Below are 23,614 nucleotides of genomic sequence, written 5' to 3' on the forward strand. Positions count from 1 at the left end.
CGCGGTCGCAAAGTCAGCGGCATCAAACGAGACTATCTCGCTCTCGCCTCCGGCGCACATTTCATTAACTATAAGGATGGCGCCCAAACGGTCACGATCATCCACATCCTGCATCGGCGGATGAATATCGGCGCTCATCTCTGACGCTGTCCTGGGACGCGCCCCACTCGCACTTTTCCTTGCGCCTCACGATAATCTCGCTAAAAGTTCCGCGATACAGGTTTGCGGGCCTTTCCCGTGGCTCGCGTTGAAACGGAACTCACCATGGCATCACATAAAGACGTGAAGAAAGTCGTTCTCGCCTATTCTGGCGGTCTCGACACCTCGATTATCCTGAAGTGGCTGCAGACGGAGCTGGGCGCCGAAGTCGTCACCTTCACCGCCGATCTCGGACAGGGCGAAGAGCTGGAGCCGGCGCGTAAGAAGGCCGAGATGCTCGGCATCAAGGAAATTTATATCGAGGATGTGCGCGAAGAATTCGTGCGCGATTTCGTCTTCCCGATGTTCCGCGCCAATGCCGTCTACGAAGGCGTCTACCTGCTCGGCACGTCGATCGCCCGCCCGCTGATCTCCAAGCATCTCATCGATATCGCCAGGAAGACCGGCGCCGATGCCATCGCGCATGGCGCGACCGGCAAGGGCAACGACCAGGTTCGTTTCGAGCTTTCGGCCTACGCGCTGAACCCGGACATCAAGATCATCGCTCCCTGGCGCGACTGGTCGTTCAAGAGCCGCACCGACCTGCTCGAATTTGCCGAGAAGCACCAGATCCCGGTTGCCAAGGACAAGAAGGGCGAAGCGCCGTTCTCCGTCGACGCCAACCTGCTGCACTCCTCGTCCGAGGGCAAGGTTCTGGAAGATCCGTCGCAGGAAGCGCCCGAGTATGTGCACATGCGCACGATCTCGCCGGAAGCTGCTCCCGACAAGGCCACCATCATCAAGGTCGGCTTCGAAAAGGGCGATGCCGTTTCGATCGATGGCCAGCGCATGAGCCCGGCGACGCTGCTTGCGAAGCTGAACGAGTATGGACGCGACAACGGCATCGGCCGTCTCGATCTTGTCGAGAACCGCTTCGTGGGTATGAAGTCGCGCGGCGTCTACGAGACCCCCGGCGGCACGATCCTGCTCGCAGCGCACCGCGCCATCGAATCCATCACGCTCGACCGTGGTGCCGCGCACCTCAAGGACGAGCTGATGCCGCGCTATGCCGAGCTGATCTATTACGGCTTCTGGTTCTCGCCGGAACGCGAAATGCTGCAGGCTCTCATCGACAAGAGCCAGGAGCATGTCGAAGGCGAAGTGACGCTGAAGCTCTATAAGGGCAATGTCATGGTCACCGGCCGCGAAAGCCCGAAGTCGCTCTATTCCGACAAGCTCGTCACCTTCGAGGACGACAAGGGCGCCTACGACCAGAAGGATGCGGCAGGCTTCATCAAGCTCAATGCCCTGCGCCTGCGCACGCTCGCCAAGCGCAACCTCTCGAAATAACGGATATCCGGATACGAAAAGGCCCGCTTCCGGTCATCGGAGGCGGGCCTTGCATTTTGTGGAAGTGCCGGCCTGGAATTATTCCACCGGCCTCAATTCACGTTCGACTTCCGCAGGCACCTCGGCCTTTTGCAGATTGCTGCGGAACGAGCAGAGCGCATCGTGCAACTGCATCTGCAGCTCCTTGTCGAAACCCTGCGTCGCGTTGCGTTCGACTTCGCAGACTTCCCTGTCGATCTGCCGAAGCTTCGCGTCGGCAGCTTCCGAGAGCACGATCCGCTTGGCGCGGCGGTCGAGCGGATCGGGCTGGCGTTCGATCAGGCCGCGTGCCTGCAACTTGTCCAGAAAGGCGCTAACGGTCATCGGCTCCAACCCCATCCTGGAGGCGATGTCGAGCTGGCGGCTGCCGTTGATGGCGGCAACCTGCATCAGCGTGCGCGCTTCACCCGCCGTCAACCCGAGCCCGGCGACAAGAATGCGTCGCTCGAAGGCAGTCCTGATCAGTCGGGCGCAGTCGCTTACAAGGAAAGCGAGCGAGTCCGTATTAATCCTGCTGTTCATCAGCGTTTCCCTACCTACGCTCTTCAATTTTGAGGCCCCACCATGTTCTTATTGATTCCGCCCCGCGAACACAATGACTTCTTCAGTTTCAAAACGAACACCCGCTTGACCGATTTCGGCGGATTGCTACTCTCGCGCGATCACCAGCGGGACGACTCATCATGACACAATCACTCGTTGCCGGCGCCTTTCTCGCCGCGCTTTTCTATGTGCTCATTCCGGGGCCTGCTTTCCTGGCTTTGCTCGGTATCGGTGCCGGGCAGGGGCGCAAGGCGGGGGCATTCTTCGTCAGCGGTCATCTGCTGGGCGATCTTGTCTGGTCAACGCTCGCCTTGGTCGCCATCGTCGGCGCCAAGACCATCGGCACCTTCGTCTTCGACCTGCTCGGATTGCTGTGCGGCTTCTATCTCGCCTGGATCGGCTGGAATGCCGTGACCGCCAAACCGAAAGGGGATGGCAAGTCGCTCGTCAACGTCGACCGTCCTTTCCGTCGCGGGCTGATCTTCGGGGTGACCAATCCGAAGGGATATCCCGTGGCGCTTGCGACATTCACGGCTCTCGTCGCGGGTTCGGCCGGTGCGCTGACCTTCAGCGCGCTGCCGTTGCTGCTGGCTGTTTCCTTCGCCGGTTTCATAACGGCCGACCTTATTCTGATCAGCGTCATCGGAGCGAGCGCGGTGCGGCGTTTCTATCGCGCGCATGAGCGCCTGATCGTGCGCTGTTCCGGCGTGCTCTTCATGGGGTTTGCGGCGCAGGCGCTCTGGCATGCGACGCCCGGCCTGTTCGGCTGGCGCAGGGCCTGACCAATTTGTTCGGCTCCCGCCATACCAATTCGGCGGGGGTGGCCTTATATCGTGCTTCGACCAGATGTCTGTCGAAAGGATGCCGTGCATGTCTTCCCTTACCGCCGTCAATCCCGCGCTCACCGAATGGACCGGACATCAGGGGCTGCCGCGTTTCGATGCGGTGAAGGATACGGATTTCGCTCCCGCCTTCGACGCGGCGCTTGCATCGCATGAGGCCGAGATCAATGCGATTGCCGGCAATGGCGAGGCACCAACCTTCGCCAACACGGTGACGGCGCTTGAGATCGCCGGCGACGAGCTGTCGCGTATTTCGGCGCTCTTCTGGAACAAGGCGGGTGCGCACACCAACGAGACCATCCAGGCGCTCGAGCGCGAGATTGCGCCGAAGATGGCGCGGCATTATTCGAAGATCGGCACAAATGCGGCACTCTTTGCCCGCCTCGACGCGCTCTGGGAGAGCCGGGATGCGCTTGGACTGACGCTGGAGGAAACCCGCGTGCTGGAGCGCCATTGGAAGGGCTTCGTCAAAGCGGGCGCCAAGCAGCCGAAGGCTGAACAGGAACGCCTGTCTGCCATCAACGAGAAGCTTGCCGGCCTTGGCGCGCAATTCGGCCAGAATGTATTGGCGGACGAAAAGAGCTGGGCGCTGCTGCTGTCGGAAGAGGCCGATCTCGCCGGACTTCCCGACTATCTGCGCGAGGCGATGGCGGCGGCTGCGCGCGAACGCGGCGACGAGGGCAAATATGCCGTCACCCTGTCGCGCTCGATCATCGAACCTTTCCTCACGTCTTCCGAACGGCGCGACCTGCGCGAGCAGGCTTTTAACGCCTGGGTGGCGCGTGGCGCCAATGGCGGCAAGACAGACAACCGTGAAATCATTCGCGAGACTCTGGCCTTGAGAGCGGAGAAGGCAAAGCTGCTCGGCTATGCCAATTTCGCCGGGCTCAAGCTCGACAACACCATGGCGAAGACACCGGAAGCGGTGAACGATCTTCTGATGACCGTGTGGACAAAAGCGGCTGCGCGCGCGGCAGAGGAAGAAAAGGATATTGCGGCGCTGATCGCCGAAGAGGGCCGCAATCACGAGGTCATGCCCTGGGACTGGCGGCACTATGCCGAAAAAATTCGGACGCGGAAGTTCGATTTCTCCGAAACGGAGCTGAAGCCTTATCTGCAGCTGGAAAAGATCATCGCCGCCTGTTTCGATGTCGCCGGCCGCCTGTTCGGCATCAAGGCTGTCGAGCAGAAGGGCGTTCCCGCCTATCATCCGGATGTGCGCGTCTTCGAAATCCGCGACCGCTCCGACAAGCTCGTCGCCCTCTTCCTCGGCGATTACTTCGCCCGCAGTTCGAAGCGTTCCGGCGCCTGGATGAGTTCGTTCCAGTCGCAGCACAAGCTGCCGCTGAAGAACGGCCATGTCGGCGAACTGCCGATCATCTACAATGTCTGCAACTTCGCCAAGCCGGCGGAAGGCCGACCGGCGCTGCTGTCGCTCGACGATGCGCGCACGCTGTTCCACGAGTTCGGCCATGCGCTGCACGGCATGCTTTCCAACGTCACCTATCCCTCGGTTTCCGGCACCGGCGTTTCCCGCGACTTTGTCGAATTGCCATCGCAGCTCTATGAACATTGGCTGACCGTCCCCGCCATCCTCAAGGAATATGCCATCCACTACGAGACCGGCGCCCCGATTCCGCAGGCGCTGCTCGACAAGGTTCTGGCGGCCCGTACCTTCAACGCCGGATTCAACACGGTCGAGTTCACCTCCTCGGCTCTCGTGGACATGGCCTTCCACACCCGCGGAGCCGTCGAGGATCCCATGGCGGTTCAGGGGGAGGTTCTTACCGAGATCGGCATGCCGAAATCCGTCGTTATGCGCCATGCGACACCGCACTTCCAGCATGTGTTTTCCGGCGACGGCTATTCGGCCGGCTACTATTCCTACATGTGGTCGGAAGTGCTCGATGCCGATGCCTTCGCTGCTTTCGAGGAAACCGGCGATGCCTTCAACCCCGACATGGCTGCGAAACTCAAAGGCAACATCTACTCCGTTGGCGGTTCGATCGATCCGGAAGATGCCTACAAGGCATTCCGCGGCAAGCTGCCGAGCCCGGATGCGATGCTGAAGAAGAAGGGCCTGGCGGCCTGATCTTTGCGTTCGGTACGCGGCAAAACTCAGTCGCCAAAGTAAACTTTGGCGACTGAACTGATCTTTCCCGCTCAATCAGGATTTACGCGAAAGCAAAGCTAACAGCTCAGCCAATTGGCCGGCTTGCGCATCGTCCAGCTTATCGCCCACATGGCGCTGAAGTGCCGAGGCATAGACTGCCCACATGCGGCTGCGCATGGCGCTTCCTGCTTCGGTGATAACGACCCAGCGGCCTCGGCCGTCCTCGAAGAATATTTCACGATGAACAAGACCGGCCTTTTCCATCCGGTCGAGTAGGCGGGACAGATTATGCTGGGCGAGAAGCGTGCGCTCCTCAATCTCGTAGGGCCGTAACTTTCCTTCCATGGCCTGCGCCAGCTCCCATAGCACGTCGTACCAGCCGAGTGGCGGCAGGCCAGCTGCCTTCAAATCATGCTCGATCGCCGCAAGGACGATCTGTTGAGTGCGCATGAGGCGCACCCATGCTCGCGTGACGGCGGGCGAGGGTGGCGAGGCCTGGGCATCTGAATAATGGGACATGAATGCAATTACATCTATATTGACCGCACTGGCAAGTCCGGATATAGATGCAATTACATCTATATCGACCGAAGACTTCCGGAGATGCGATCATGCCCGATACGAAATTGGTTCTCATCAGCCATCACCTCTGCCCCTACGTCCAGCGAGCCGCCATCACCCTTGCCGAAAAGGGCACGCCTTTTGAGATCCGTTATGTCGATCTGTCGGCGAAGCCAGATTGGTTTCTGGCCATTTCCCCGCTCGGTAAGGTGCCGCTCTTGATCGTGCGGCAGGATGATGGGGTGGAAACGGTTTTGTTCGAGAGCGCTGTGATCTGCGAATATCTCGAGGAAACCCAATCCGGACTACGGCTTCATCCGGCCGATCCGCTGGAGCGTGCCCGACATCGCGGCTGGATGGAATTCGGCTCTTCCATCCTTTCGGAGCTGTGGGGATTTGAGACCGCCAAAGATGCGGAAACCTATGAGGCAAAGCGGAAGGCGCTGGTCGATAAGTTCGCTCGCGTCGAGGCGGAGTTGAAAGATGGCCCCTTTTTCGCCGGAGGAGCATTCAGCCTGATCGATGCGGTCTTCGCGCCGATCTTCCGTTATTTTGACGTGTTCGATACCATCACACCGACCGGCGTTTTCGACAGGCTGCGGCGTGTCACGGCATGGCGCACGGAATTGGCTCCGCGGCAGAGCGTGCGAGACGCGGTGACGCACGACTATGCGGATCGCCTCAAGGTTTTCCTGGTGAACCATGACGCTTGGCTGTTGAAGCGCGCCGCCTGACGGACCGGCGACGTCCCGTAGAAGGCAGGCGCAGCCCTTGATGTTGGCGGCAGGGCAGAACGAGAGCCTTCACCGCGATTGCGAGGTTGATGCGTTCCCGAGGCACGAAACGCGGGCTAACCGCTGCTTTCTTGCCTCCCCCCTTTCGCAAGCGCGAAAAAAAGGGTATGAGCGCGCCAAATGCAATTGGCGTGTTTACTAGACACTGCGCCCCAGCCTCAGAGATTAAGACATATGGCACTTCGCAACATCGCGATCATCGCGCACGTTGACCATGGGAAAACCACCCTCGTCGACGAGCTCCTGAAGCAGTCCGGCTCCTTCCGCGAGAACCAGCGCGTTGCCGAACGCGTCATGGATTCCAACGATCTGGAAAAGGAACGCGGCATCACCATTCTCGCCAAGGCGACCTCGGTCGTCTGGAAAGACACCCGCATCAACATCGTCGATACCCCCGGCCACGCCGACTTCGGCGGCGAAGTCGAGCGCATTCTCTCGATGGTGGACGGCGCGATCGTTCTCGTCGATGCTGCCGAAGGCCCGATGCCGCAGACCAAGTTCGTCGTCGGCAAAGCGCTGAAAGTCGGCCTGCGCCCGATCGTTGCGATCAACAAGATCGACCGTCCGGATGCCCGCGCCGACGAAGTCATCAACGAAGTCTTCGATCTCTTCGCCAATCTCGACGCCACCGACGAGCAGCTCGACTTCCCAATCCTCTACGGTTCCGGCCGTAACGGCTGGATGAACTATTCGCCCGAAGGTCCGAAGGAAGAAGGCCTCGGCCCGCTTCTCGATCTCGTCGTCAAGCACGTTCCCGAGCCGACCGTCGGCGAAGGTCCGTTCCGCATGATCGGCACGATCCTGGAAGCCAACCCCTTCCTCGGCCGCATCATCACCGGCCGTATCCATTCCGGCTCGATCAAGCCGAACCAGGCCGTCAAGGTTCTGGGTGCCGACGGCAACCTCATCGAAACCGGCCGTATCTCCAAGATCCTCGCCTTCCGCGGCATCGAGCGCCAGCCGATCGAAGAAGCGCAGGCAGGCGACATCGTCGCCATCGCCGGCCTTTCCAAGGGCACGGTCGCCGATACTTTCTGCGATCCGCAGGTCACCGAGCCGCTGGTCGCCCAGCCGATCGACCCGCCGACCGTCACGATGTCCTTCATCGTCAACGACAGCCCCTATGCAGGCACCGAAGGCGACAAAGTCACCTCGCGCGTCATCCGCGACCGTCTCTTCAAGGAGGCCGAAGGCAACGTTGCGCTGAAGATCGAAGAAGCCGAAGGCAAGGATTCGTTCTACGTTTCCGGCCGTGGCGAATTGCAGCTCGCAGTTCTCATCGAAACCATGCGCCGCGAAGGCTTCGAGCTTGCCGTCTCGCGTCCGCGCGTCGTCATGCACAAGGACGAGAGCGGCCAGCTGCTCGAGCCGATCGAAGAAGTCGTCATCGACGTCGATGAAGAGCATTCCGGCATCGTCGTGCAGAAGATGTCCGAGCGCAAGGCAGAAATGTCCGAGCTGCGTCCTTCTGGCGGCAACCGCGTCCGCCTCGTCTTCCTGGCACCGACGCGTGGCCTCATCGGCTACCAGTCGGAACTTCTGACCGACACGCGCGGCACCGCCGTCATGAACCGCCTGTTCCATGACTACCAGCCGTACAAGGGCGAAATCGGCGGCCGTGTGAACGGCGTGCTGCTCGCCAACGAAGCCGGCGAAGCCGTGGCCTACGCCCTGTTCAACCTGGAAGACCGCGGCCCGATGATCATCGATGCCGGCGAGAAGGTCTATGCTGGCATGATCATCGGCATTCACTCGCGCGACAACGACCTCGAAGTCAACGTGCTGAAGGGCAAGAAGCTCACCAACATCCGCGCCGCCGGCAAGGACGAAGCCGTGAAGCTGACGCCGCCGATCCGCATGACGCTCGACCGTGCGCTGTCCTGGATCCAGGACGATGAGCTGGTGGAAGTAACCCCGAAGTCGATCCGCCTGCGCAAGATGTATCTCGATCCGAACGAGCGCAAGCGCTTCGAGAAGGCCCGTCTGGCCTGATAGCCGTATCGCTACGGACCATTCGACCCCGGCCATCGTGCCGGGGTTTTTATTTGTGCGTTCGGTTTTTGAGCCCTTGTCCTAAAGGTTAAAAAGTCGTTAATTTTTTTTGATCGTCCACGGATAAAGCCTGTGGGCAAAACTGCCATCTTTATGAATGAGGATGGTTAATTCGCGTTGGCGAGACCAGAGTAGACGTTATGAAGACGTTGTCGATCGATGTTCGGCGGGCAGAACCCCATGATGCCCGGGCCATTTCGGAGGTGCACCGCCAGTCGTGGCAGTACACCTATGCCGGCATCATTCCGCATCGCGCTCTCGGCCAGATGATCGAGCGCCGCGGCGAAGCCTGGTGGCGCAAGGCGACCAGCGGGCCGGCGACGCTTCTGGTTCTGGACGTTGCCGGCGAGGTTGCCGGTTACGCCACGCTCGGCCTCAATCGTGCCCGCGCGCTGCCGCAGGAAGGCGAGATTTACGAACTCTATCTGCGCCCGCAATATCAGGGACTGGGTCTCGGGCGCATGCTGTTCGGCGAGGCGCGGAGGCTCTTGAAGTCGCTCGGCTGCAAGGGACTGGTCGTCTGGTGCCTCGAGGAAAACGAGAATGCCTACCGCTTCTATCGAGGTCAGGGCGGCGCGGATTTCTGCGAGGGCATCGAAACCTTCGATCATAGGCAGCTGCGCAAGATCGGCTTCGTCTGGCCCTGAGCGGCACCTGGAGCGCCGCGCGTCATATGAGCGCAATGGGGCGCAGCAGCGCTTTAAATCCGCTGCATAATTCTGTCCTTAAATCGTTTCCGGTTTAAGGAATCATGCGGTAAATCCGCCTCTTTCCCGATGCGTTGTTGCGTTGCGGCATGAAACCTATTATTTGGCTGGCGGCAACCATCCTTATCTAGGGGACAAGCATGCGTATCGACGCGATTTCCATTGGCAAGAACCCGCCCGAAGACGTCAACGTCATCGTTGAAGTGCCGGTCGGCGGTCATCCGATCAAGTACGAGATGGACAAGGAGGCCGGCACGCTGGTCGTCGACCGTTTCCTCTACACGCCGATGACCTATCCGGGCAATTACGGCTTCGTTCCGCACACGCTCTCCGACGATGGCGACCCGATCGACGTTCTGATCGCGAATACCCGCCCGCTGGTGCCGGGCTGCGTCATCAATGTCCGCCCGATCGGCGTGCTGATGATGGAAGACAATTCCGGCAAGGACGAGAAGATCATCGCCGTTCCCGGGCCGAAGCTGACGATGCGCTACGACAAGGTCAAGGAATATACCGACCTGCCCGAGATCACGCTGAAGCAGATCGAGCACTTCTTCGAGCACTACAAGGATCTGGAGCCCGGCAAGTGGGTCAAGATTTTCGGCTGGAAGGGCTCCAAGGAAGCCGGCCAGCTCATTGTCGAAGCCATCGAACGGGCCAAGAATATCAAGGCCTAATCAGCCGCCTTCCGTTATGGCGCAAAGCCTTCTCACCAAATCCTCCGGCTCGCCCTCGATCCGGAGGATTTTTTTGCGCGCCGTGTCGCCGCTGACAAGGGCAAGCGTGGATTTGGGAATGCCGAGGCTCTTTGAAAGCAGGCCGATCAATGCCTTGTTGGCCTTGCCCTTCTCCGGCGCCACCGAAACGCGCGCTTTCAGATAGCAGTCGCCGTCGCTGCCGGTTTCGAGCCCATCGATCGCGTCACGCCCGCCATTGGGCGTGAGCCGCACGGAAAGCCTGACATGATCCGGAAAGGCCTGCCAGGGCTTGCTCACCGAAGGAACAAAGGAACGATCGAATTCCACATCAGCGAGCGGATGAAGAAGATGATCAAGAGCAGGATGACCGGCGAAATATCGATGCCGCCGAGATCCGGGAGGATGCGGCGGATCGGCCGCAGGGCCGGTTCGGTGACCGCATAAAGGAAGTGGCCGACGGAATTGACGAATTGATTGCTCGAATTGATGACGTTGAATGCATAAAGCCAGGAAAAAATGGCGCTGGCGATCAATATCCAGGTATAAAGATTCAAAGCCAGATCAATGGTTTGAAATAGGGCAAGCATGTCTGTCTCCAATTCGCGGTTGACAGACATGTAGACATTGGCGGCTGAACGGGCAAGTCCCATGCTCCGAAGCATGTTGAATCATGTTTAAGAGGCGGGTTTTGCGACTGCGCCGGCTGCCGTGTCGGGACGCGTCATTCCGCGTCGTTTCCCCAAGCGGGACCGGTTTGCCGCGGCTTTGCCAGATCGACGCCTGAATACGCCCGAGGGCGAGACACAGCTGCCTTGAGGAGTGCGAGATGACAAGGCTGCCGGACCGATACAGTTCGTTTTTGGTGCTTTGCAAGCATGAAACCGAGGGCGTCGACTATCGCATCCACATCGAAGATAGATCGTCGCATGTCGCCATCATCGCTCCCCATGGCGGCTTCATCGAGCCGGCCACATCCGAGATCGCGCTAGCGATTGCTGGTGAGACGTTTTCTCTCTATCGTTTCGAGGGACTCGACCCGCTAAGGCTTCATCACGAGCTGCACATCATCTCCGAAAATTTCGATGAACCGTTAGCAAACGGTCTGGTGGCCAATTCATTGATCGTCGCCGCTATTCATGGGCGGACAAATCGGGATGATCCGGAGACAAGCTGGATCGGCGGCCTTGATCTGCCGCTTCGCGACCGGATGGCAGAGGCGTTGCACTGTATCGGTTTTGCTGCCGCCATAAGAGCGAAAGGCGAGACCCTTTCGGGAGCCTCCGCCGGCAATATCTGCAATCGCGGCAAGCGGCAGGCCGGTATCCAGCTCGAAATCCCGAGAAGCATGCGGGATGCGCTTATGGCGGAGGCGGAAAAGCTGGGGCGCTATGCGGGAGCAGTTCGTGACGCCATTGCTGAATTCGATCTCGCGCTTTCGTAAAGGCGGTCCGGCTTGTTTCAGGCCGCCATCGCCTGCTTGCCCTCGAAGACGAGATCGAGGAATTCCGACAGCCAAGCCTTGAGTGCGGCGTCGAAGATCATGCGGCCTTCCAGATGCTCGCGGCCTTGCTGGGCATTCGGCATGCAGAAGCGATGTTCGCCATGCACGACCCAGCGCTGCATCATGGCGCGGGTAAGTTCGGCGTGGAACTGCAGACCCCAGGCATTGGCGCCGTAGCGATAGGCTTGGTTGGGATAGGTCTCGGCCGTCGCCAGCAGATCCGCACCGTGCGGCAATTCGAAACCCTCGCGGTGGAAATGATAGACCATCTGCGGCCAGCGCATCAGCAGCCGGCCCTTTTCCGTCGGCTGCAGCTCATACCAGCCGATCTCGGTCTTGCCGTCGTCGCGCGCCTTGACCTTGGCGCCGAGATGGCGGGCGAGCAGCTGCGCACCAAGGCAGATGCCGAGATAGGGCCGGTTTTCCTTTAGCGGAACCTTCAGCCATTCGGTCTCCGTCCTGACGAATTCGTCCGGATCATTGGCGCTCATCGGGCCGCCGAAGACGACCGCGCCGGCATGTGCCTCGAGCGTCGAAGGCAGGCGGTCGCCAAGCACCGGGCGGCGAATGTCGAGATCGAAGCCTTTATCCAGCAGCATCTGGCCCACACGACCCGGGCTGGAGCGCTCCTGGTGGAGCACGACCAAAATGGGTCTGCCTGCGCCTTTCGCTGCTTCAATCATCATTGCCGGTCTCCAGCCTGGAGCCCGGTACGCGGGCGGCGGCTTCCTGACGCTTCATGATGCGCTCGCGATCGGAAATGCCCATGAGGTCGGCGATGCGCCAGATGGCATGGTCCTCCATCTCGCTGCGCTCGCCATCGGCATAGACGATATCCCAGAGAATACCGAGCAGTTCGAGCCGCTGGGCGCCGTCGAGATGACGCTTCAGATCCGAGGTGAAGCGATAGTAGTCGACCGCTTCGCTTTCAGCCACTTCGCCGGCAGCGATCAGCGCGTCGAGCTTGCGGCCATCGAGGCCGTACTGCTCCTTCAGCAGCTTGCGCAGACGCTTTTTCTCGCTGTTTTCGATCTTGCCATCCGCTTCCATGACTTGAATGCAGAGTGCAGCCACCGCCACGCGCGGGTCGTCGGGCGCAAAGCCGGATCTGGAGTGGTCCTGGGTCAGGTTATGAAGGAATTCCTGAAAGCGCTCGAACATCCGTATCCATTCTCAAAAACAAGTCGAACAAGGTTCTTGGGGCACCATGCTCCATCTTCTTATTTTCATGCAATTCCGAACGGAAAACCGCTACGCACTTTTCCTGGAAATGCTTTAGAACAACTTGAGCCGTGTCTTGGGTTCCGGTTCAAGTTTGCGGTCCTTCACGCCCGGATCGTCCGGCGCGCCGCCGAAGAAGGGCCGGGGGTCCGGCTCCTGCTGCGCCGGCTTTGGCGCTGCTTCGGATGCGCTTTGCGCGGACTTTGCCGTCGCGGGTTCCAGTTCCATGACATAAGCATCACGCGCCGGCGATGCAACTTTCGGTGAACTCGGCGTCTCTGCCGCGGTTGCGGAGGCGGTCTCCCGCATCGGCGGGAGCGACTTCAGCGCCGCATCGACCGATGCGGTGGAACCCTCTTCGACCGGGCCTTCGATCTGGCCGAAGGGAGCCTTCCATTCGAAAGCGTCGAGACGGCCCGTGACCGGCGACAGCGGCAGCCATTTTTCCGATATGAAACCATCGGCGACCCAGGCCGGATCGCGCGGGGCGCGCAAGGCCTGCGCCATCCAGTGACGGACGCGGCCCTGATCGCCGGTTTCTGCCTCCTCGATATCGGCGAGAAGCAGGAAAGCGCCTTCGCGCGCATCGATCCGAGCGGCGGCCTCGGCCTTGGCGCGGGCCTTGGCGAAATCGCCGGCATCCATCGCGGCCTTTGCCGTCAGCAGCAGCGCTTCGACATTGTTCGGGCGGATGGCTTCCAGCCGTTCGGCCCGCTTCAGGCGGTCGGTGACGGAATCGCCGCTGCGGGCACGGACATAGGCCTTGCCGATCTCGGGATTCGGATGCGCCTTCCAGACCTGTTCGAGCATGGAGGCGGCCTTGCGCACCTTGTCTTCGCGGAACAGGGCCTTGGCCGCGATCAATGCCGCGGGCACGAAATCGGCAACGAGCTTCAAGGCTGCCAATGCGTCGTCGCGGGCGCCGGCTGGATCGCTCTCGAGCCTGTCGGTGGCGCGTGCCGTCAAAAGTACGGCGCGCTGGCGGCTGGCGGTCTCCTTGTCGATGACATGAGCGGCCTTCTGCTGGTCGAGAAGCTTGATGGCGTCATCCCAGCGACGGGCCTGGCTGCGATATTCCAGCGTCGCCTGCGCCGCCCAGGGCAGATAGGGAGCCTGGTCGGCAGCCTTTTCGGCATATTGCCGTGCAGCCTCGTGTGCGCCGAGGCGCTTGGCTTCGAGATAGAGGCCGCGCAGTCCGAGTTCGCGCGTTTCGGGATCATTGGCCATCAGCTCGAATTTCTGGCGAGCCTCGTCATGCTTGCCTTCGATCAAGGCGGCCTGGGCTTCTAGCAGATTGATGAGCGGCTCCTGATCGGCGCGGATGAGGCCGCGGGTACGGGCCGCCATCTTGCGGGCGAGCAGCGCATTGCCGGCACCGGCGGCGATGAGGCCCGTCGACAGCGCCTGATAGCCGCGGTCACGCTTGCGGGCACGGAAATAGCGGGTGACGGAGTGCGGCGAGGTCCATACCAGCCGCACGAACCACCAGAGGATCATGACCGCGGCGACGAGCGCGATGAGGATCGCGGCGGCGACGATGAGCTTCGTCTGATAAAGCTGGCCGCTCCATACGAGCGAGAGATCGCCGGGGCGGTCGGCCAGCCAGGAAAAGCCATAGCCGAGAGCCAGGACGAGAATGGCGAAGATAAGCAGTCTGATCATTCCCGCGCTCCGTCATTAGAGCCGGATGATTTTAGATCGAAACGATCTAAAATATGAATCCGCTCTAAAATCAAATAGGTAGAGCATGATGTCGTCCGAAAACCGCTCCCACTTTTCGGCATCATGCTCTAGTTCTGCTTCCCGGTATTGGCGATCGCCTTCGATAGGGCGTCGCTTACCAGATCCTCGACGCGGATTCGGGCCTCGAGCGATTGCTTGAAGGCGGCCGACGCCGATTTGGCTGCGTCGGGCAGGCTGTTCCATTCCGTCAGCGCGCCCGGCAGGTCGCCATTCTTCACCTTGTCCTCGAAGCGGGCGGCGATGGCATCGAGGCTGTCGCCGGGGACATTGCCGACCGGGCGGACCTGCACCAGCGACTTGGCGCCCGACATCAGGCGGCTGCTCCAGCTTTGGTTGGGATCGTCGGCCTGTGCGGTTGCGGCGATTGCCGTTGCCACGTCGGAAACCTGGCGGATCAGATCGGCCCGGGAGGGAACGCCGGTCTGGGCGAAGTTCCTGAGATCGGCAACGGCCGGATCGTCCGGCGCTACATTGGCAAATGTGTCGAGCTCAGGCCGGAAAGGGCCGCCCCGGTCGATGGCCGCCTTCAGCGCGGCAGCGGCTATGGCCCGGGCAACGGCGCTCTCCTGGCTCGGCCCGCTCAGCTTCTTTTCGGCGTCGTCGAGACGCTTGCTGACTTCGGCGTCGGAAGTCGCCTGGCTCCGGGTTGCCTTGCCGAGATCCGCCTTCAGCTGTTCGACTTCACCGGTCAGCGAAGCGATCCTCTGGTCGGAAGCAGGATTTGCAGCTCCGCCCGATCCACCTGCCGAGGCGCCGTTCGCCGCACTCGTCTCGAGCGCCGCCACCCGGGCTGCAAGTGTCTCGTCGGGCTTTGCCGCTGGTGCGGTGGCGAGATTGGCCACGCTCTGCTTGAGGCCATCGATCTCCGCATTCAGTGCTGCGATATCGGCGGAACTGTTCCTGGCGGCCCGCCCGCCAGGCAGAAAGCCGGCATATTGCAAGGCGCCGGCGCCGACGAGCGCGATCAGACCACCGACGATGCCGGCTGCGATAAGGCCGGACGTCGAACCTCCGCTGAACGCCGGCTGCGGTGAAGGCTCGGTATGGGAAGGCGGGGGATCGGCCTGCTGCGCCGCCGTTTGCGGCTCTTCCAGGGTTTCGCGGGCGGGCGGCTCCTGAGATTCCTCGCGAAGCGGTTCCCTGTCCGTTTCAAAGCCCGTTTCGAGCGGCTTTTTCATGTCGTCGGCTCGAGAACCGCCAAGCTCACCGCGGCCGGGCCTGGTCATATCTTCAGGGGCTGCGTCCTGCGCAGTTTTTTCGGCTTCCAAGTCGAGCGTGACCGGTTCATCGTTGGGCTTCGAATGGTTAGGCGGTATTCGCGATACCATGAGGTCCTCTTTTCATGCGCTGCAGCGAAGTTAGACAGACAAGATGAATATGGAAAGACCTTAGATCAAAATTGCGGCGCTACGCATGGATCAGAAGCGCCAGAAGCCGGTCTTCGTTCGGCATGTCGGCGATATCGACCTGCAAACGCATCGGGGGGGGAACCGCTTCCGCAACGGCCTGGCTCAAACAGAGGAACCGCGTTTCGGCAAAATCGTCCGGGTTGTGCTGGACGAAGGGCAGGCTGAAAAAGCGTTTGGCCGTCTCATGAGAATAAAACAGCACGGCATCCGCATGGGCGTCGGCGAAAAGCCGGCGAAGAACGGCGTCATCCGGGACGATATTCCGCATGCGGTAGCACTCGACCACGCGGAACGGCAGATGCAGTTCCGTCAATCCGGCTTCAAAGCCGGCAGCGCGGGGAAAGCCGGCGAGATAGAGGAGGGGCTCATCGTTCAGCCCGGCAGGTTGACTGGAAATCAGGGCGGCAAGCTCGGTGCCGCCGCCTTCGGACATGGCGATATTGCCAAACCCGAGGCCCGCTGCCGCCTTGGCCGTTGCCTTCCCCACCGCAAAGAGCGGCCGGGCAAGATGGGGCTTGAGATCGGGGCCTAGCGGTGCAAGCGCGCGGATTGCCTCGGCGCTGGTGATGGCAATGGCGCCCTGCGTTTCCTGCAGTGCCCGTCCTGCTTCCTTGACATGGTGGATGGGTTCGGCCAGCGGCAGCGGCAGCGGCTCGTGTCCCATCTGCGCCAGCCGCCGCACGGTGCGTTCACCCGAATGCCGAGGGCGGGTGACGACGACGCGCATCCCGTGTCAGGTCCAGTCTTCGAAAAAGGTGCTGCCGGCCTCGGCGCGGATTGCCTGACCGGCGTTGATCCCCAACGCCTCGGCATCGCGCCGGTGGCCCTCGATGGTGGTCGTGTGCGTCTGCTTGCCGTCGGGAGTGAGAATCATGCCGAAGAAGCGCAGATGATCGCCCTCACAAACTGCGTAGCCGGCTATCGGTGTGCGGCAGGAGCCGTCGAGCGCCGCCAGGAAAGCGCGTTCGCAGGAAACGGCATCGAAGGTCGCCGCGTCATTCACGGCGGCGAGCAGATCGTTCAGCCTCTTATCGTCGATGCGGCTTTCGATCGTTATCGCGCCTTGTGCGGGTGCGGGCGGAAATTCGTCCGGGTCGAGGATATCGGTGATGACCTCGACCATGCCGAGCCGCTTGAGGCCGGCGAGGGCCAGCATGGTCGCGTCGGCCTGTCCTTCTTCCAGCTTGCGCAGGCGCGTCTGAACCGAGCCGCGAAACGTGATGACATTGATATCGGGGCGCAGACGGCGGATCAGCGCCTGGCGACGGAGCGAGGCCGATCCGACGGTGGCAGCATGCGGCAGCTCGATCAGTTTCGGCGCGGTGCGGCCGATGACGGAATCGCGAATATCCTCGCGCGGCAAATAGGCGGTCAATGCCAGGCCGTTCGGCAGCTTCGTGGCCATGTCCTTGGCGGAGTGCACGGCGAAGTCGAGTTCGCCCGACGTCAGCTTCTGTTCCAGCTCTTCGGTGAACAGGCCCTTGCCCCCGATCGCCGCCAGCGAACGGTCGGTGATGCGGTCGCCCTTGGTGGTGAGCACGACGATCTCGAACATCTCCTCCGGAAGGCCGTGCGCAGCCATCAGGCGGTCGCGTGCCTCGTGCGCCTGGGCGAGCGCCAGCGGGCTGCCGCGCGTGCCGATCCGGAAAGGTTTTGTTTGCATCCGCTTTGATCCGTTGTTACCGACAATTCCCGTAACCATATTTCCGCTTTACCGCAATCGACCTGTAGGCAACGAACTTTCTCCATGGCATCCGTTCTTCGTATTCTCGGCATCGAAACAAGCTGCGACGAAACCGCCGCGGCCATTGTCGAGCGCCGGGATGACGGCATGCCCACGGTCTGCTCCGATGTCGTCCTTAGCCAGTTGGACGAGCATAGCGCCTATGGCGGCGTGGTGCCGGAAATCGCTGCACGGGCGCATGTCGAAGCGCTGGATACGCTGATCGACGAAGCATTGAAACGTGCCAATGTGTCGCTCTCTGACGTCGATGCCATTGCCGCCACCTCCGGCCCCGGCCTCATCGGCGGTCTGCTCGTCGGGCTGATGACCGGCAAGGCGATCTCGCGGGCGACAGGCAAGCCATTATACGCCATCAACCATCTGGAGGGCCATGCCCTGACGGCGCGGCTGACGGACGGACTTGCCTTTCCCTACCTCATGCTCCTCGTTTCCGGCGGCCACACCCAGTTGATCCTGGTGCGCGGCGTCGGGGAATATGAGCGCTGGGGCACGACCATCGACGATGCGCTGGGCGAAGCCTTCGACAAAACGGCGAAACTCCTCGGATTGCCCTATCCCGGCGGTCCGGCTGTTGAGGCGGCGGCGAAAAACGGCAATCCGGACCGCTTCGATCTGCCGCGACCGCTGGTTGGCGAGACGCGCCTCGATTTTTCCTTTTCCGGCCTGAAGACGGCGGTACGGCAGGCGGCGACGGCCATTGCGCCTGTCACCGAGCAGGATATTGCCGATATCTGCGCCTCCTTCCAGAAGGCGATCTCGCGCACGCTGAAGGACCGGATCGGCCGCGGCCTGCAGCGCTTCAAGACGGAATTTCCAAAGATTGAGGAAAAGCCGTCTCTCGTGGTGGCAGGCGGCGTTGCCGCCAATCTCGAGCTGCGCCGCACGCTACAGGAGCTTTGCGACGTCAATGGCTTCCGCTTCATCGCGCCGCCATTGAGATTGTGTACTGATAACGCCGTCATGATCGCCTGGGCGGGACTGGAGCGCATGGCGACGGGGGCGGTGCCTGACGATCTCGATGTGCAGCCGCGCTCGCGCTGGCCGCTGGATCAGAAGGCGGAGACCCTGCTCGGTCACGGCAAACGAGGAGCGAAGGCATGAGCGGCAAAGAGCGGATTGCAGTCATCGGCGCCGGCGCTTTCGGCACGGCGCTTGCCGCCGTCATCGCGCTGACCGGCCGCAGCGAGGTGACGCTCGTCGGCCGCAATGCAAGGCTGATGGCGGATCTCGCCGCCGATCGCATGCATGATGCCGTGTTGCCCGGGATCGAGCTGCCTGATTCGCTGCAGTTTTCGGCCGGGCCGGATGCCGTTTCCGATGCCGGCATCGTCCTTTTTGCCATGCCTTCGCAGGCGCAGGCCGATGCTGCCCGCCATTATGGGCCTTATCTCGCCAAGGATGCCGTCGTCGTCACCTGCGCGAAGGGGATCGACAAGGTCTCAGGCGATCTCCTGACCGATATGCTGGAGCGCGAGCTGCCGCAGCATGCCATCGCCGTGCTTTCCGGGCCTGGCTTTGCCGCCGACATCGCCAAGGGATTGCCGACCGCCATGGCGATCGCCGCAGCCGACATGGCGGTCGCCGAAAGGCTCGCCCAGGCGATTTCCGGTCCCACTTTCCGCCTCTATGCTTCGGATGACCGCATCGGCGTGCAACTCGGCGGTGCCTTGAAGAATGTCCTCGCGATCGCCTGCGGCATCGTCGAGGGCCGCGGTATCGGCGATTCCGCGCGGGCGGCGCTGATCAGCCGCGGCCTTGCCGAAATGTCGCGCTTCGTCGCGGCCAAGGGCGGCAAGGCTGAAACGGTACGCGGGCTTTCAGGACTTGGCGATCTCGTGCTGACGGCCACCAGCCATCAGTCCCGCAACCTGCGATTCGGCATAGCCCTTGGCAAGGGAGAAACGGTTGATCCGACGCACGGCACGCTGGTCGAAGGCGCCTATGCGGCCTCTATCGCTGCGCGGCTGGCTCGCGAAATCGGCGTCGATATGCCGATCACCGAGGCGGTTTCCGCCATCATCGACGGCACGCTCGACATAACGGCCGCCATCGGACAATTGATGACGCGGCCGATCACCACGGAATAGCTTGAATAGCGTTGCCGCTCTGGATATATTACTGGATATATAGGAGGCCATGATGAGCAGCTCGCAAAAGCGCGCAGTCCAGAACTACCGCTCTCGCCTCGGCGAGCGCGGTCTGAAGCGATTCGAGGTGCTGGGGCTGGATGAGGATAAGGCTCTCATCAGAGAAATGGCGCGGCGGTTGGCTGAAGGCGGGGCGGAGTCGGCGCATATTCGCGATGTTCTGACGAAGACCGTTGCAGGAGAGTCGCCGAAGAAGGGCGGGGTTTATGCCTGGCTGCGCAGCTCACCGCTTGTCGGAGCGGACCTCGATCTTGAAAGGGTGAAGGGCAAAGTGCGCGAGATTGATCTTTGACACGCTATTTGCTCGATACGAACATTATCAGCAATACAATCAGACCTGAGCCGTCGCCCCATCTTGCACGTTGGTTGGAGGACCAGGTGGATGACGATCTTTTTATAGCAGCGTCCACGATTGCCGAAATTCGGCGCGGCATCCTGATCATGCCGGCGGGACGCAAACGCGATGACCTTGAAGCATGGTTTCTCGGCAGGCAGGGACCATTGGCATATTTTGCCGGACGCATTCTTTCCTTCGACGAAAATGCTGCCTTGATTTGGGCACAGCTCATGGCCGATGGCAGGGTTGCGGGCAGACAACGCGACCCTATGGACATGTTGATTGCTTCGGTTGCCATTGCGAACGAGTGCGTTATCGCCACGCATAATGAAGCGGATTTCTGGGGTCTCGATATCATCAATCCTCTTCGTGCAGAAATGTGATGACCTCTCGTGATCGAAGCTTTATTCGTCCCTACCATCATTTCCGATTTACCTAGGAGCCCAATCATGCTGTTCGCCTTTGTCTGCAAGGACAAGCCCGGTCATCTGAATGTTCGCATGGAGACGCGCCCGGCGCATCTGGAGCATCTGAACAAGCTCAATGCCGAAGGGACGCTGAAGATGGCGGGTCCGTTTCTCGACGCAGACGGCAAGCCGAACGGCAGTCTCGTCGTCGTCAATGCCGAGAGCGTCGAGGCGGCCAAGGCGATTGCCGATGCGGATCCATATGCGAAGGCCGGCCTGTTCGAGAACGTCGAGGTCAAGCCGTTCAACTGGGTCTTCAACAATCCCGAGGCATGAGCAATGGCACACTGGCTTTACAAATCCGAGCCGTCCTCCTGGTCCTGGCAGCAGCAGAAGGATGCCGGGGAAAAGGGAACCGAGTGGACCGGCGTGCGCAACTATCTTGCCCGCAACAACATGCGGGCCATGCAAATCGGCGACAAGGGTTTCTTCTATCACTCCAATGACGGGCTCGAGGTCGTCGGCATCGTCGAGGTCTGTGCGCTCGCACATCCGGATTCGACCGCCAAGGACGATCCGCGCTGGGAATGCGTCGATATCCGCGCCGTCCGCGACGTGCCGAAGCCGGTGACCCTAAAGGATATCAAGGCCAACCCGAAGCTTTCACAGATGGCGCTCGTCACCTCCATGCGGCTTTCGGTGCAGCCGGTGACGGATGGCGAATGGCTCGAAGTCTGCCGCATGGGCGGCCTGGACAATCCGCCGGTCTGATCTCGCTGAAGGACCTCGTGAAAACCGATCCCGAAAGCTTCATCCTTGCCAATACCAGCCTCATGGCGCCGCCGCATGTGCCGGAAATCCGGCTGCGTCTTGCGGGCGAGGCGCATGAGCTGTGGCTGAAAACGGAAGAGGAGCTTGAGGAAATCGGCCTGCCGCCACCCTTCTGGGCCTTTGCCTGGGCGGGCGGCCAGGGCCTGGCCCGCCACGTCCTTGATCATCCGGAGATCGTTGCCGGCAGAAATGTGCTGGATTTTGCCAGCGGTTCCGGGCTTGTCGCTATTGCGGCCAAGCGGGCGGGTGCCGCCCATGTGCTTGCCGTCGATATCGATCCCTGGGCGGGTACGGCGATTCGGCTCAATGCTCTCGAAAATGGTGTGGCCCTGGATTTCTCCGGGGAGGATATTATCGGACAGGCCGTGGATGCGGACGTCATTCTTGCCGGCGATGTTTTCTACGATCGCGATTTTGCTGCGAGCCTTGTTCCATGGCTGCGACAGTTGGCGGGCGAGGGGAAGGCCGTGCTGGTCGGCGATCCAGGTAGGGCCTATCTTCCCAAGGAGCGTCTCGAGGCGCAGACAACCTATCAGGTGCCGGTGACGCGGGCGCTGGAAGACAGCGAAGTCAAGAAGACCACAGTCTGGCGGTTTCTCGCCGGTTGAGAATCGTCAGTGGCGGATGACGCAGACACCTGCTTCGTACGAACAGGGATTGGCGGCATAACGGACGTCGATGACCTTCGCTCGTGGTCTCGGCAGCGTCGCGGCAGGGCGGGCATAAGGATCGTAGCCGCCATAGCCGATAACATAGGTGCCGCGATCGGCCCGATAGACATCGGCCGAACCGGCATAGGTGCCGGCGCTTGCGGCGTCGCGCCGCTCCATGAACACGATCCTTGCCGGCTGCTGCTGTCTGGTGCCTTGCGGTTCGGAAAGCTGGTGCAGCCGCACGAGGCCGGAGTGATCGCGGTGGTGCCAATGGCGATAGTCGCCCGCCGATGCCGGCGTGAAGGAAAGAGCTGCGGCTGCTGCCAGAACGAGCGCCGCTGCCTTCAAAAGATGCAGTCTCATGATTCGTCCCCGCTTCGGTCGGTTAATGAAATCTTAACGACAGATTGCCCCAAGACCGGTGCGAAGTCCACGTCAGGGTTGATGAAATGGTAAATGGCCCGGAATGGGAAGTCCGTTGCTGCTTGCTCGCTAAAGTGCAGAGGGGTCCGAATCGATTAAATTCGATGCAGGCGTCAATTGTGCTTGTCGATAGGCATTTCGGCGATTAATGGTCGCAATGATGCAACGCACACTGCATTTTCCCTGCGCGCGCGTTGCCCCGGATATCGGGTTTCAAGCGTATCGTAACGCCGCGAGGTTCTGATGGCGAACGTCACACAAAACCGGCCTTTGTCGCCGCATCTGCAAATCTACAAACCCATCCCCACCATGGTCATGTCGATCGTCCACCGCATTACGGGTGGCGCGCTCTACTTCGGCACGGTGCTGGTTGCCTGGTGGCTGATCGCCGCGGCGACCGGTCAGGGCTATTTCGATCTGGTCAACTGGATATTGGGCTCGATCATCGGCCGCATCATCCTGCTCGGCTACACCTGGGCGCTGCTGCACCATATGATCGGCGGCCTGCGCCACTTCGTCTGGGATCTCGGGTATGGTTTCGATCCCGCCGTCTCGACCAAAATGGCCAAGGCCACGCTCATCGCCTCGATCTGTCTGACCGCGCTGGTCTGGATCGTGGGCATCGTCATCCGGCTGGGTTGATCGGCGTGATCGCTTCCGGAAGCGTTTGGATGCATTTCGGGATCATGCTTTAAAGGATATTTCTCATGGATATGCGCACTCCTCTGGGCAAAGTCCGCGGTCTCGGTTCCGCCAAGGAAGGCACCGACCATTTCTGGCGCCAGCGCCTGACCGCCGTTGCCAATGTTCCGCTCATTCTCTTCTTCGTTATCTTCCTGATGATCCATGCCGGCGCGCCCTACGCGGAAGTCGTGCACGCGATCTCGAACCCGATCGTCGCCGTCATCTTCGGTCTGATGGTGATCTCGGCTCTCATTCACATGAAGATCGGCATGCAGGTCATCATCGAGGATTATGTTCATGGCGAATTTGCCAAGATCGTCCTTCTCATGCTCAACACGTTCTTCGCGGTCGTCGTGGCGGGACTCTGTCTTTTCGCCATTCTGAAGATCGCGTTCGTAGGATAATCGCATCATGGCACCGAACTCCTCCGCTCAGAATGGGCCTGCTCAAAACGGCAAAGCCTACAAGTATGTCGATCATTCCTATGACGTGATCGTCGTCGGCGCCGGCGGCGCCGGTCTGCGCGCCACGCTCGGCATGGCCGAGCAGGGCTTCCGCACCGCCTGCATCACCAAGGTTTTCCCCACCCGTTCGCATACCGTTGCCGCTCAGGGCGGCATCGCCGCTTCATTGCGCAACATGACCCCGGACAGCTGGCAGTGGCATCTCTACGATAC

General features: G+C 61.0%; 29 protein-coding genes. 18 read left to right on the plus strand and 11 right to left on the minus strand.

What is annotated here, in order from left to right:
• The first annotated feature begins 264 nt into the window (after positions 1–264).
• Complete coding sequence (locus Q4Q11_RS22005; RefSeq protein WP_112504540.1) at positions 265–1,488, plus strand: argininosuccinate synthase; 1,224 nt, start codon at positions 265–267, stop codon at positions 1,486–1,488.
• Between the two features lie 78 nt (positions 1,489–1,566).
• Here Q4Q11_RS22005 and Q4Q11_RS22010 read toward each other — a convergent pair whose 3' ends face one another.
• A complete protein-coding gene (locus Q4Q11_RS22010; protein ID WP_112504538.1) occupies positions 1,567–2,049 on the minus strand; it encodes a MarR family winged helix-turn-helix transcriptional regulator in 483 nt (160 codons plus the stop codon).
• 161 nt (positions 2,050–2,210) lie between these two features.
• Between Q4Q11_RS22010 and Q4Q11_RS22015 the strand changes: the two genes are divergently transcribed.
• Together Q4Q11_RS22015 and Q4Q11_RS22020 are read left to right on the plus strand one after the other, a co-directional pair.
• On the plus strand, positions 2,211–2,852 hold the full coding sequence (locus Q4Q11_RS22015) for a LysE family translocator (protein ID WP_112504536.1): 642 nt from the start codon (positions 2,211–2,213) through the stop codon (positions 2,850–2,852).
• An 88-nt stretch (positions 2,853–2,940) separates the two neighbouring features.
• Positions 2,941–5,004 carry a M3 family metallopeptidase gene (locus tag Q4Q11_RS22020; RefSeq protein ID WP_498570806.1) on the plus strand — a complete coding sequence of 688 codons (2,064 nt, stop codon included), beginning with the start codon at positions 2,941–2,943 and terminating at the stop codon, positions 5,002–5,004.
• Positions 5,005–5,079: 75 nt separating this feature from the next.
• Here the strand turns inward: Q4Q11_RS22020 and Q4Q11_RS22025 are convergent, their stop codons facing one another.
• A complete protein-coding gene (locus Q4Q11_RS22025) occupies positions 5,080–5,544 on the minus strand; it encodes a MarR family winged helix-turn-helix transcriptional regulator (RefSeq protein WP_113336804.1) in 465 nt (154 codons plus the stop codon).
• 92 nt (positions 5,545–5,636) lie between these two features.
• On the opposite strand from Q4Q11_RS22025, the gene Q4Q11_RS22030 reads away from it, so the two are divergent.
• The 4 genes from Q4Q11_RS22030 to ppa all read left to right on the plus strand — a co-directional run bounded on the left by Q4Q11_RS22030 (position 5,637) and on the right by ppa (position 9,816).
• The gene (locus tag Q4Q11_RS22030; RefSeq protein ID WP_113214851.1) at positions 5,637–6,320 is read left to right on the plus strand and encodes a glutathione S-transferase family protein; all 684 of its coding nucleotides are present in this window, start codon (positions 5,637–5,639) and stop codon (positions 6,318–6,320) included.
• 234 nt (positions 6,321–6,554) lie between these two features.
• Entirely contained in the window at positions 6,555–8,372 is a 1,818-nt protein-coding gene (gene typA, locus Q4Q11_RS22035; protein ID WP_112504529.1) for a translational GTPase TypA, read from the plus strand.
• Positions 8,373–8,572: 200 nt separating this feature from the next.
• Positions 8,573–9,079 (plus strand): GNAT family N-acetyltransferase, encoded by a 507-nt coding sequence (locus Q4Q11_RS22040; RefSeq protein WP_112504527.1) that lies wholly within the window; start codon positions 8,573–8,575, stop codon positions 9,077–9,079.
• 200 nt (positions 9,080–9,279) lie between these two features.
• Positions 9,280–9,816, plus strand: coding sequence for an inorganic diphosphatase (ppa, locus tag Q4Q11_RS22045; protein ID WP_113214850.1), 537 nt, complete (start codon positions 9,280–9,282; stop codon positions 9,814–9,816).
• Here ppa and Q4Q11_RS22050 read toward each other — a convergent pair whose 3' ends face one another.
• On the minus strand, positions 9,817–10,134 hold the full coding sequence (locus tag Q4Q11_RS22050) for a DUF167 domain-containing protein (RefSeq protein ID WP_112504523.1): 318 nt from the start codon (positions 10,132–10,134) through the stop codon (positions 9,817–9,819).
• Positions 10,131–10,454: a YggT family protein gene (locus Q4Q11_RS22055; RefSeq protein ID WP_112505309.1), complete on the minus strand. Its 324-nt coding sequence runs from the start codon at positions 10,452–10,454 to the stop codon at positions 10,131–10,133. Before Q4Q11_RS22055 ends, Q4Q11_RS22050 begins: the two co-directional genes overlap by 4 nt.
• Before the next feature lie 209 nt (positions 10,455–10,663).
• Between Q4Q11_RS22055 and Q4Q11_RS22060 the strand changes: the two genes are divergently transcribed.
• The gene (locus tag Q4Q11_RS22060) at positions 10,664–11,278 is read left to right on the plus strand and encodes a poly-gamma-glutamate hydrolase family protein (RefSeq protein ID WP_498570807.1); all 615 of its coding nucleotides are present in this window, start codon (positions 10,664–10,666) and stop codon (positions 11,276–11,278) included.
• A gap of 17 nt (positions 11,279–11,295) precedes the next feature.
• On the opposite strand, the gene Q4Q11_RS22065 is transcribed toward Q4Q11_RS22060, so the two are convergent.
• From Q4Q11_RS22065 to hemC, 6 genes are all read right to left on the minus strand, one after another.
• Positions 11,296–12,021 (minus strand): glutamine amidotransferase, encoded by a 726-nt coding sequence (locus Q4Q11_RS22065; protein ID WP_498570816.1) that lies wholly within the window; start codon positions 12,019–12,021, stop codon positions 11,296–11,298.
• The gene (locus Q4Q11_RS22070; RefSeq protein ID WP_498570808.1) at positions 12,014–12,499 is read right to left on the minus strand and encodes a tellurite resistance TerB family protein; all 486 of its coding nucleotides are present in this window, start codon (positions 12,497–12,499) and stop codon (positions 12,014–12,016) included. The genes Q4Q11_RS22065 and Q4Q11_RS22070 overlap by 8 nt, the downstream gene beginning before the upstream one ends.
• A gap of 114 nt (positions 12,500–12,613) precedes the next feature.
• Entirely contained in the window at positions 12,614–14,221 is a 1,608-nt protein-coding gene (locus Q4Q11_RS22075) for a heme biosynthesis protein HemY (protein WP_498570809.1), read from the minus strand.
• A gap of 128 nt (positions 14,222–14,349) precedes the next feature.
• Entirely contained in the window at positions 14,350–15,630 is a 1,281-nt protein-coding gene (locus tag Q4Q11_RS22080) for a COG4223 family protein (RefSeq protein WP_498570810.1), read from the minus strand.
• A 79-nt stretch (positions 15,631–15,709) separates the two neighbouring features.
• Complete coding sequence (locus Q4Q11_RS22085; protein ID WP_112504513.1) at positions 15,710–16,438, minus strand: uroporphyrinogen-III synthase; 729 nt, start codon at positions 16,436–16,438, stop codon at positions 15,710–15,712.
• 6 nt (positions 16,439–16,444) lie between these two features.
• Entirely contained in the window at positions 16,445–17,374 is a 930-nt protein-coding gene (hemC, locus tag Q4Q11_RS22090) for a hydroxymethylbilane synthase (RefSeq protein WP_112504511.1), read from the minus strand.
• Between the two features lie 84 nt (positions 17,375–17,458).
• Here hemC and tsaD point away from each other — a divergent pair, with 84 nt between their 5' ends.
• From tsaD to Q4Q11_RS22125, 7 genes are all read left to right on the plus strand, one after another.
• On the plus strand, positions 17,459–18,556 hold the full coding sequence (tsaD, locus tag Q4Q11_RS22095; RefSeq protein ID WP_498570811.1) for a tRNA (adenosine(37)-N6)-threonylcarbamoyltransferase complex transferase subunit TsaD: 1,098 nt from the start codon (positions 17,459–17,461) through the stop codon (positions 18,554–18,556).
• Positions 18,553–19,542, plus strand: a complete 990-nt coding sequence (locus Q4Q11_RS22100) for an NAD(P)H-dependent glycerol-3-phosphate dehydrogenase (protein ID WP_498570812.1) — start codon at positions 18,553–18,555, stop codon at positions 19,540–19,542. Before tsaD ends, Q4Q11_RS22100 begins: the two co-directional genes overlap by 4 nt.
• Before the next feature lie 52 nt (positions 19,543–19,594).
• Positions 19,595–19,894: a hypothetical protein gene (locus Q4Q11_RS22105; RefSeq protein ID WP_112504505.1), complete on the plus strand. Its 300-nt coding sequence runs from the start codon at positions 19,595–19,597 to the stop codon at positions 19,892–19,894.
• Positions 19,891–20,322: a PIN domain-containing protein gene (locus Q4Q11_RS22110; protein WP_113215383.1), complete on the plus strand. Its 432-nt coding sequence runs from the start codon at positions 19,891–19,893 to the stop codon at positions 20,320–20,322. Before Q4Q11_RS22105 ends, Q4Q11_RS22110 begins: the two co-directional genes overlap by 4 nt.
• 66 nt (positions 20,323–20,388) lie before the next feature.
• A complete protein-coding gene (locus Q4Q11_RS22115; protein ID WP_112504501.1) occupies positions 20,389–20,682 on the plus strand; it encodes a YciI-like protein in 294 nt (97 codons plus the stop codon).
• A 3-nt stretch (positions 20,683–20,685) separates the two neighbouring features.
• On the plus strand, positions 20,686–21,117 hold the full coding sequence (locus Q4Q11_RS22120; protein ID WP_113223449.1) for an EVE domain-containing protein: 432 nt from the start codon (positions 20,686–20,688) through the stop codon (positions 21,115–21,117).
• Entirely contained in the window at positions 21,069–21,785 is a 717-nt protein-coding gene (locus tag Q4Q11_RS22125) for a class I SAM-dependent methyltransferase (protein ID WP_498570813.1), read from the plus strand. Before Q4Q11_RS22120 ends, Q4Q11_RS22125 begins: the two co-directional genes overlap by 49 nt.
• A gap of 6 nt (positions 21,786–21,791) precedes the next feature.
• On the opposite strand, the gene Q4Q11_RS22130 is transcribed toward Q4Q11_RS22125, so the two are convergent.
• Positions 21,792–22,193 carry a hypothetical protein gene (locus Q4Q11_RS22130; protein WP_498570814.1) on the minus strand — a complete coding sequence of 134 codons (402 nt, stop codon included), beginning with the start codon at positions 22,191–22,193 and terminating at the stop codon, positions 21,792–21,794.
• A gap of 303 nt (positions 22,194–22,496) precedes the next feature.
• Here Q4Q11_RS22130 and sdhC point away from each other — a divergent pair, with 303 nt between their 5' ends.
• The 3 genes from sdhC to Q4Q11_RS22145 form a co-directional block, all read left to right on the plus strand.
• Complete coding sequence (sdhC, locus tag Q4Q11_RS22135; protein WP_112504493.1) at positions 22,497–22,895, plus strand: succinate dehydrogenase, cytochrome b556 subunit; 399 nt, start codon at positions 22,497–22,499, stop codon at positions 22,893–22,895.
• 65 nt (positions 22,896–22,960) lie between these two features.
• A complete protein-coding gene (gene sdhD, locus Q4Q11_RS22140; RefSeq protein ID WP_112504491.1) occupies positions 22,961–23,341 on the plus strand; it encodes a succinate dehydrogenase, hydrophobic membrane anchor protein in 381 nt (126 codons plus the stop codon).
• 7 nt (positions 23,342–23,348) lie between these two features.
• Positions 23,349–23,614, plus strand: a 266-nt coding sequence (locus Q4Q11_RS22145) for an FAD-binding protein (protein ID WP_498570815.1), incomplete at its 3' end; no start/stop codon positions are given.

The sequence above is a fragment of the Rhizobium sp. UFLA01-1127 genome (genome assembly GCF_059803845.1).

What these genes read in the sequence shown, in the direction of transcription:
- Q4Q11_RS22005 (WP_112504540.1), top strand. Translation starts at nt 265, where the DNA reads ATGGCATCACATAAAGACGTGAAGAAAGTCGTTCTCGCCTATTCTGGC.
- Q4Q11_RS22010 (WP_112504538.1), bottom strand. Translation starts at nt 2,049, where the DNA reads ATGAACAGCAGGATTAATACGGACTCGCTCGCTTTCCTTGTAAGCGAC.
- Q4Q11_RS22015 (WP_112504536.1), top strand. Translation starts at nt 2,211, where the DNA reads ATGACACAATCACTCGTTGCCGGCGCCTTTCTCGCCGCGCTTTTCTAT.
- Q4Q11_RS22020 (WP_498570806.1), top strand. Translation starts at nt 2,941, where the DNA reads ATGTCTTCCCTTACCGCCGTCAATCCCGCGCTCACCGAATGGACCGGA.
- Q4Q11_RS22025 (WP_113336804.1), bottom strand. Translation starts at nt 5,544, where the DNA reads ATGTCCCATTATTCAGATGCCCAGGCCTCGCCACCCTCGCCCGCCGTC.
- Q4Q11_RS22030 (WP_113214851.1), top strand. Translation starts at nt 5,637, where the DNA reads ATGCCCGATACGAAATTGGTTCTCATCAGCCATCACCTCTGCCCCTAC.
- typA (WP_112504529.1), top strand. Translation starts at nt 6,555, where the DNA reads ATGGCACTTCGCAACATCGCGATCATCGCGCACGTTGACCATGGGAAA.
- Q4Q11_RS22040 (WP_112504527.1), top strand. Translation starts at nt 8,573, where the DNA reads ATGAAGACGTTGTCGATCGATGTTCGGCGGGCAGAACCCCATGATGCC.
- ppa (WP_113214850.1), top strand. Translation starts at nt 9,280, where the DNA reads ATGCGTATCGACGCGATTTCCATTGGCAAGAACCCGCCCGAAGACGTC.
- Q4Q11_RS22055 (WP_112505309.1), bottom strand. Translation starts at nt 10,454, where the DNA reads ATGTCTGTCAACCGCGAATTGGAGACAGACATGCTTGCCCTATTTCAA.
- Q4Q11_RS22060 (WP_498570807.1), top strand. Translation starts at nt 10,664, where the DNA reads ATGACAAGGCTGCCGGACCGATACAGTTCGTTTTTGGTGCTTTGCAAG.
- Q4Q11_RS22065 (WP_498570816.1), bottom strand. Translation starts at nt 12,021, where the DNA reads ATGATTGAAGCAGCGAAAGGCGCAGGCAGACCCATTTTGGTCGTGCTC.
- Q4Q11_RS22070 (WP_498570808.1), bottom strand. Translation starts at nt 12,499, where the DNA reads ATGTTCGAGCGCTTTCAGGAATTCCTTCATAACCTGACCCAGGACCAC.
- Q4Q11_RS22075 (WP_498570809.1), bottom strand. Translation starts at nt 14,221, where the DNA reads ATGATCAGACTGCTTATCTTCGCCATTCTCGTCCTGGCTCTCGGCTAT.
- Q4Q11_RS22080 (WP_498570810.1), bottom strand. Translation starts at nt 15,630, where the DNA reads ATGGTATCGCGAATACCGCCTAACCATTCGAAGCCCAACGATGAACCG.
- Q4Q11_RS22085 (WP_112504513.1), bottom strand. Translation starts at nt 16,438, where the DNA reads ATGCGCGTCGTCGTCACCCGCCCTCGGCATTCGGGTGAACGCACCGTG.
- hemC (WP_112504511.1), bottom strand. Translation starts at nt 17,374, where the DNA reads ATGCAAACAAAACCTTTCCGGATCGGCACGCGCGGCAGCCCGCTGGCG.
- tsaD (WP_498570811.1), top strand. Translation starts at nt 17,459, where the DNA reads ATGGCATCCGTTCTTCGTATTCTCGGCATCGAAACAAGCTGCGACGAA.
- Q4Q11_RS22100 (WP_498570812.1), top strand. Translation starts at nt 18,553, where the DNA reads ATGAGCGGCAAAGAGCGGATTGCAGTCATCGGCGCCGGCGCTTTCGGC.
- Q4Q11_RS22105 (WP_112504505.1), top strand. Translation starts at nt 19,595, where the DNA reads ATGAGCAGCTCGCAAAAGCGCGCAGTCCAGAACTACCGCTCTCGCCTC.
- Q4Q11_RS22115 (WP_112504501.1), top strand. Translation starts at nt 20,389, where the DNA reads ATGCTGTTCGCCTTTGTCTGCAAGGACAAGCCCGGTCATCTGAATGTT.
- Q4Q11_RS22120 (WP_113223449.1), top strand. Translation starts at nt 20,686, where the DNA reads ATGGCACACTGGCTTTACAAATCCGAGCCGTCCTCCTGGTCCTGGCAG.
- Q4Q11_RS22125 (WP_498570813.1), top strand. Translation starts at nt 21,069, where the DNA reads ATGGCTCGAAGTCTGCCGCATGGGCGGCCTGGACAATCCGCCGGTCTG.
- Q4Q11_RS22130 (WP_498570814.1), bottom strand. Translation starts at nt 22,193, where the DNA reads ATGAGACTGCATCTTTTGAAGGCAGCGGCGCTCGTTCTGGCAGCAGCC.
- sdhC (WP_112504493.1), top strand. Translation starts at nt 22,497, where the DNA reads ATGGCGAACGTCACACAAAACCGGCCTTTGTCGCCGCATCTGCAAATC.
- sdhD (WP_112504491.1), top strand. Translation starts at nt 22,961, where the DNA reads ATGGATATGCGCACTCCTCTGGGCAAAGTCCGCGGTCTCGGTTCCGCC.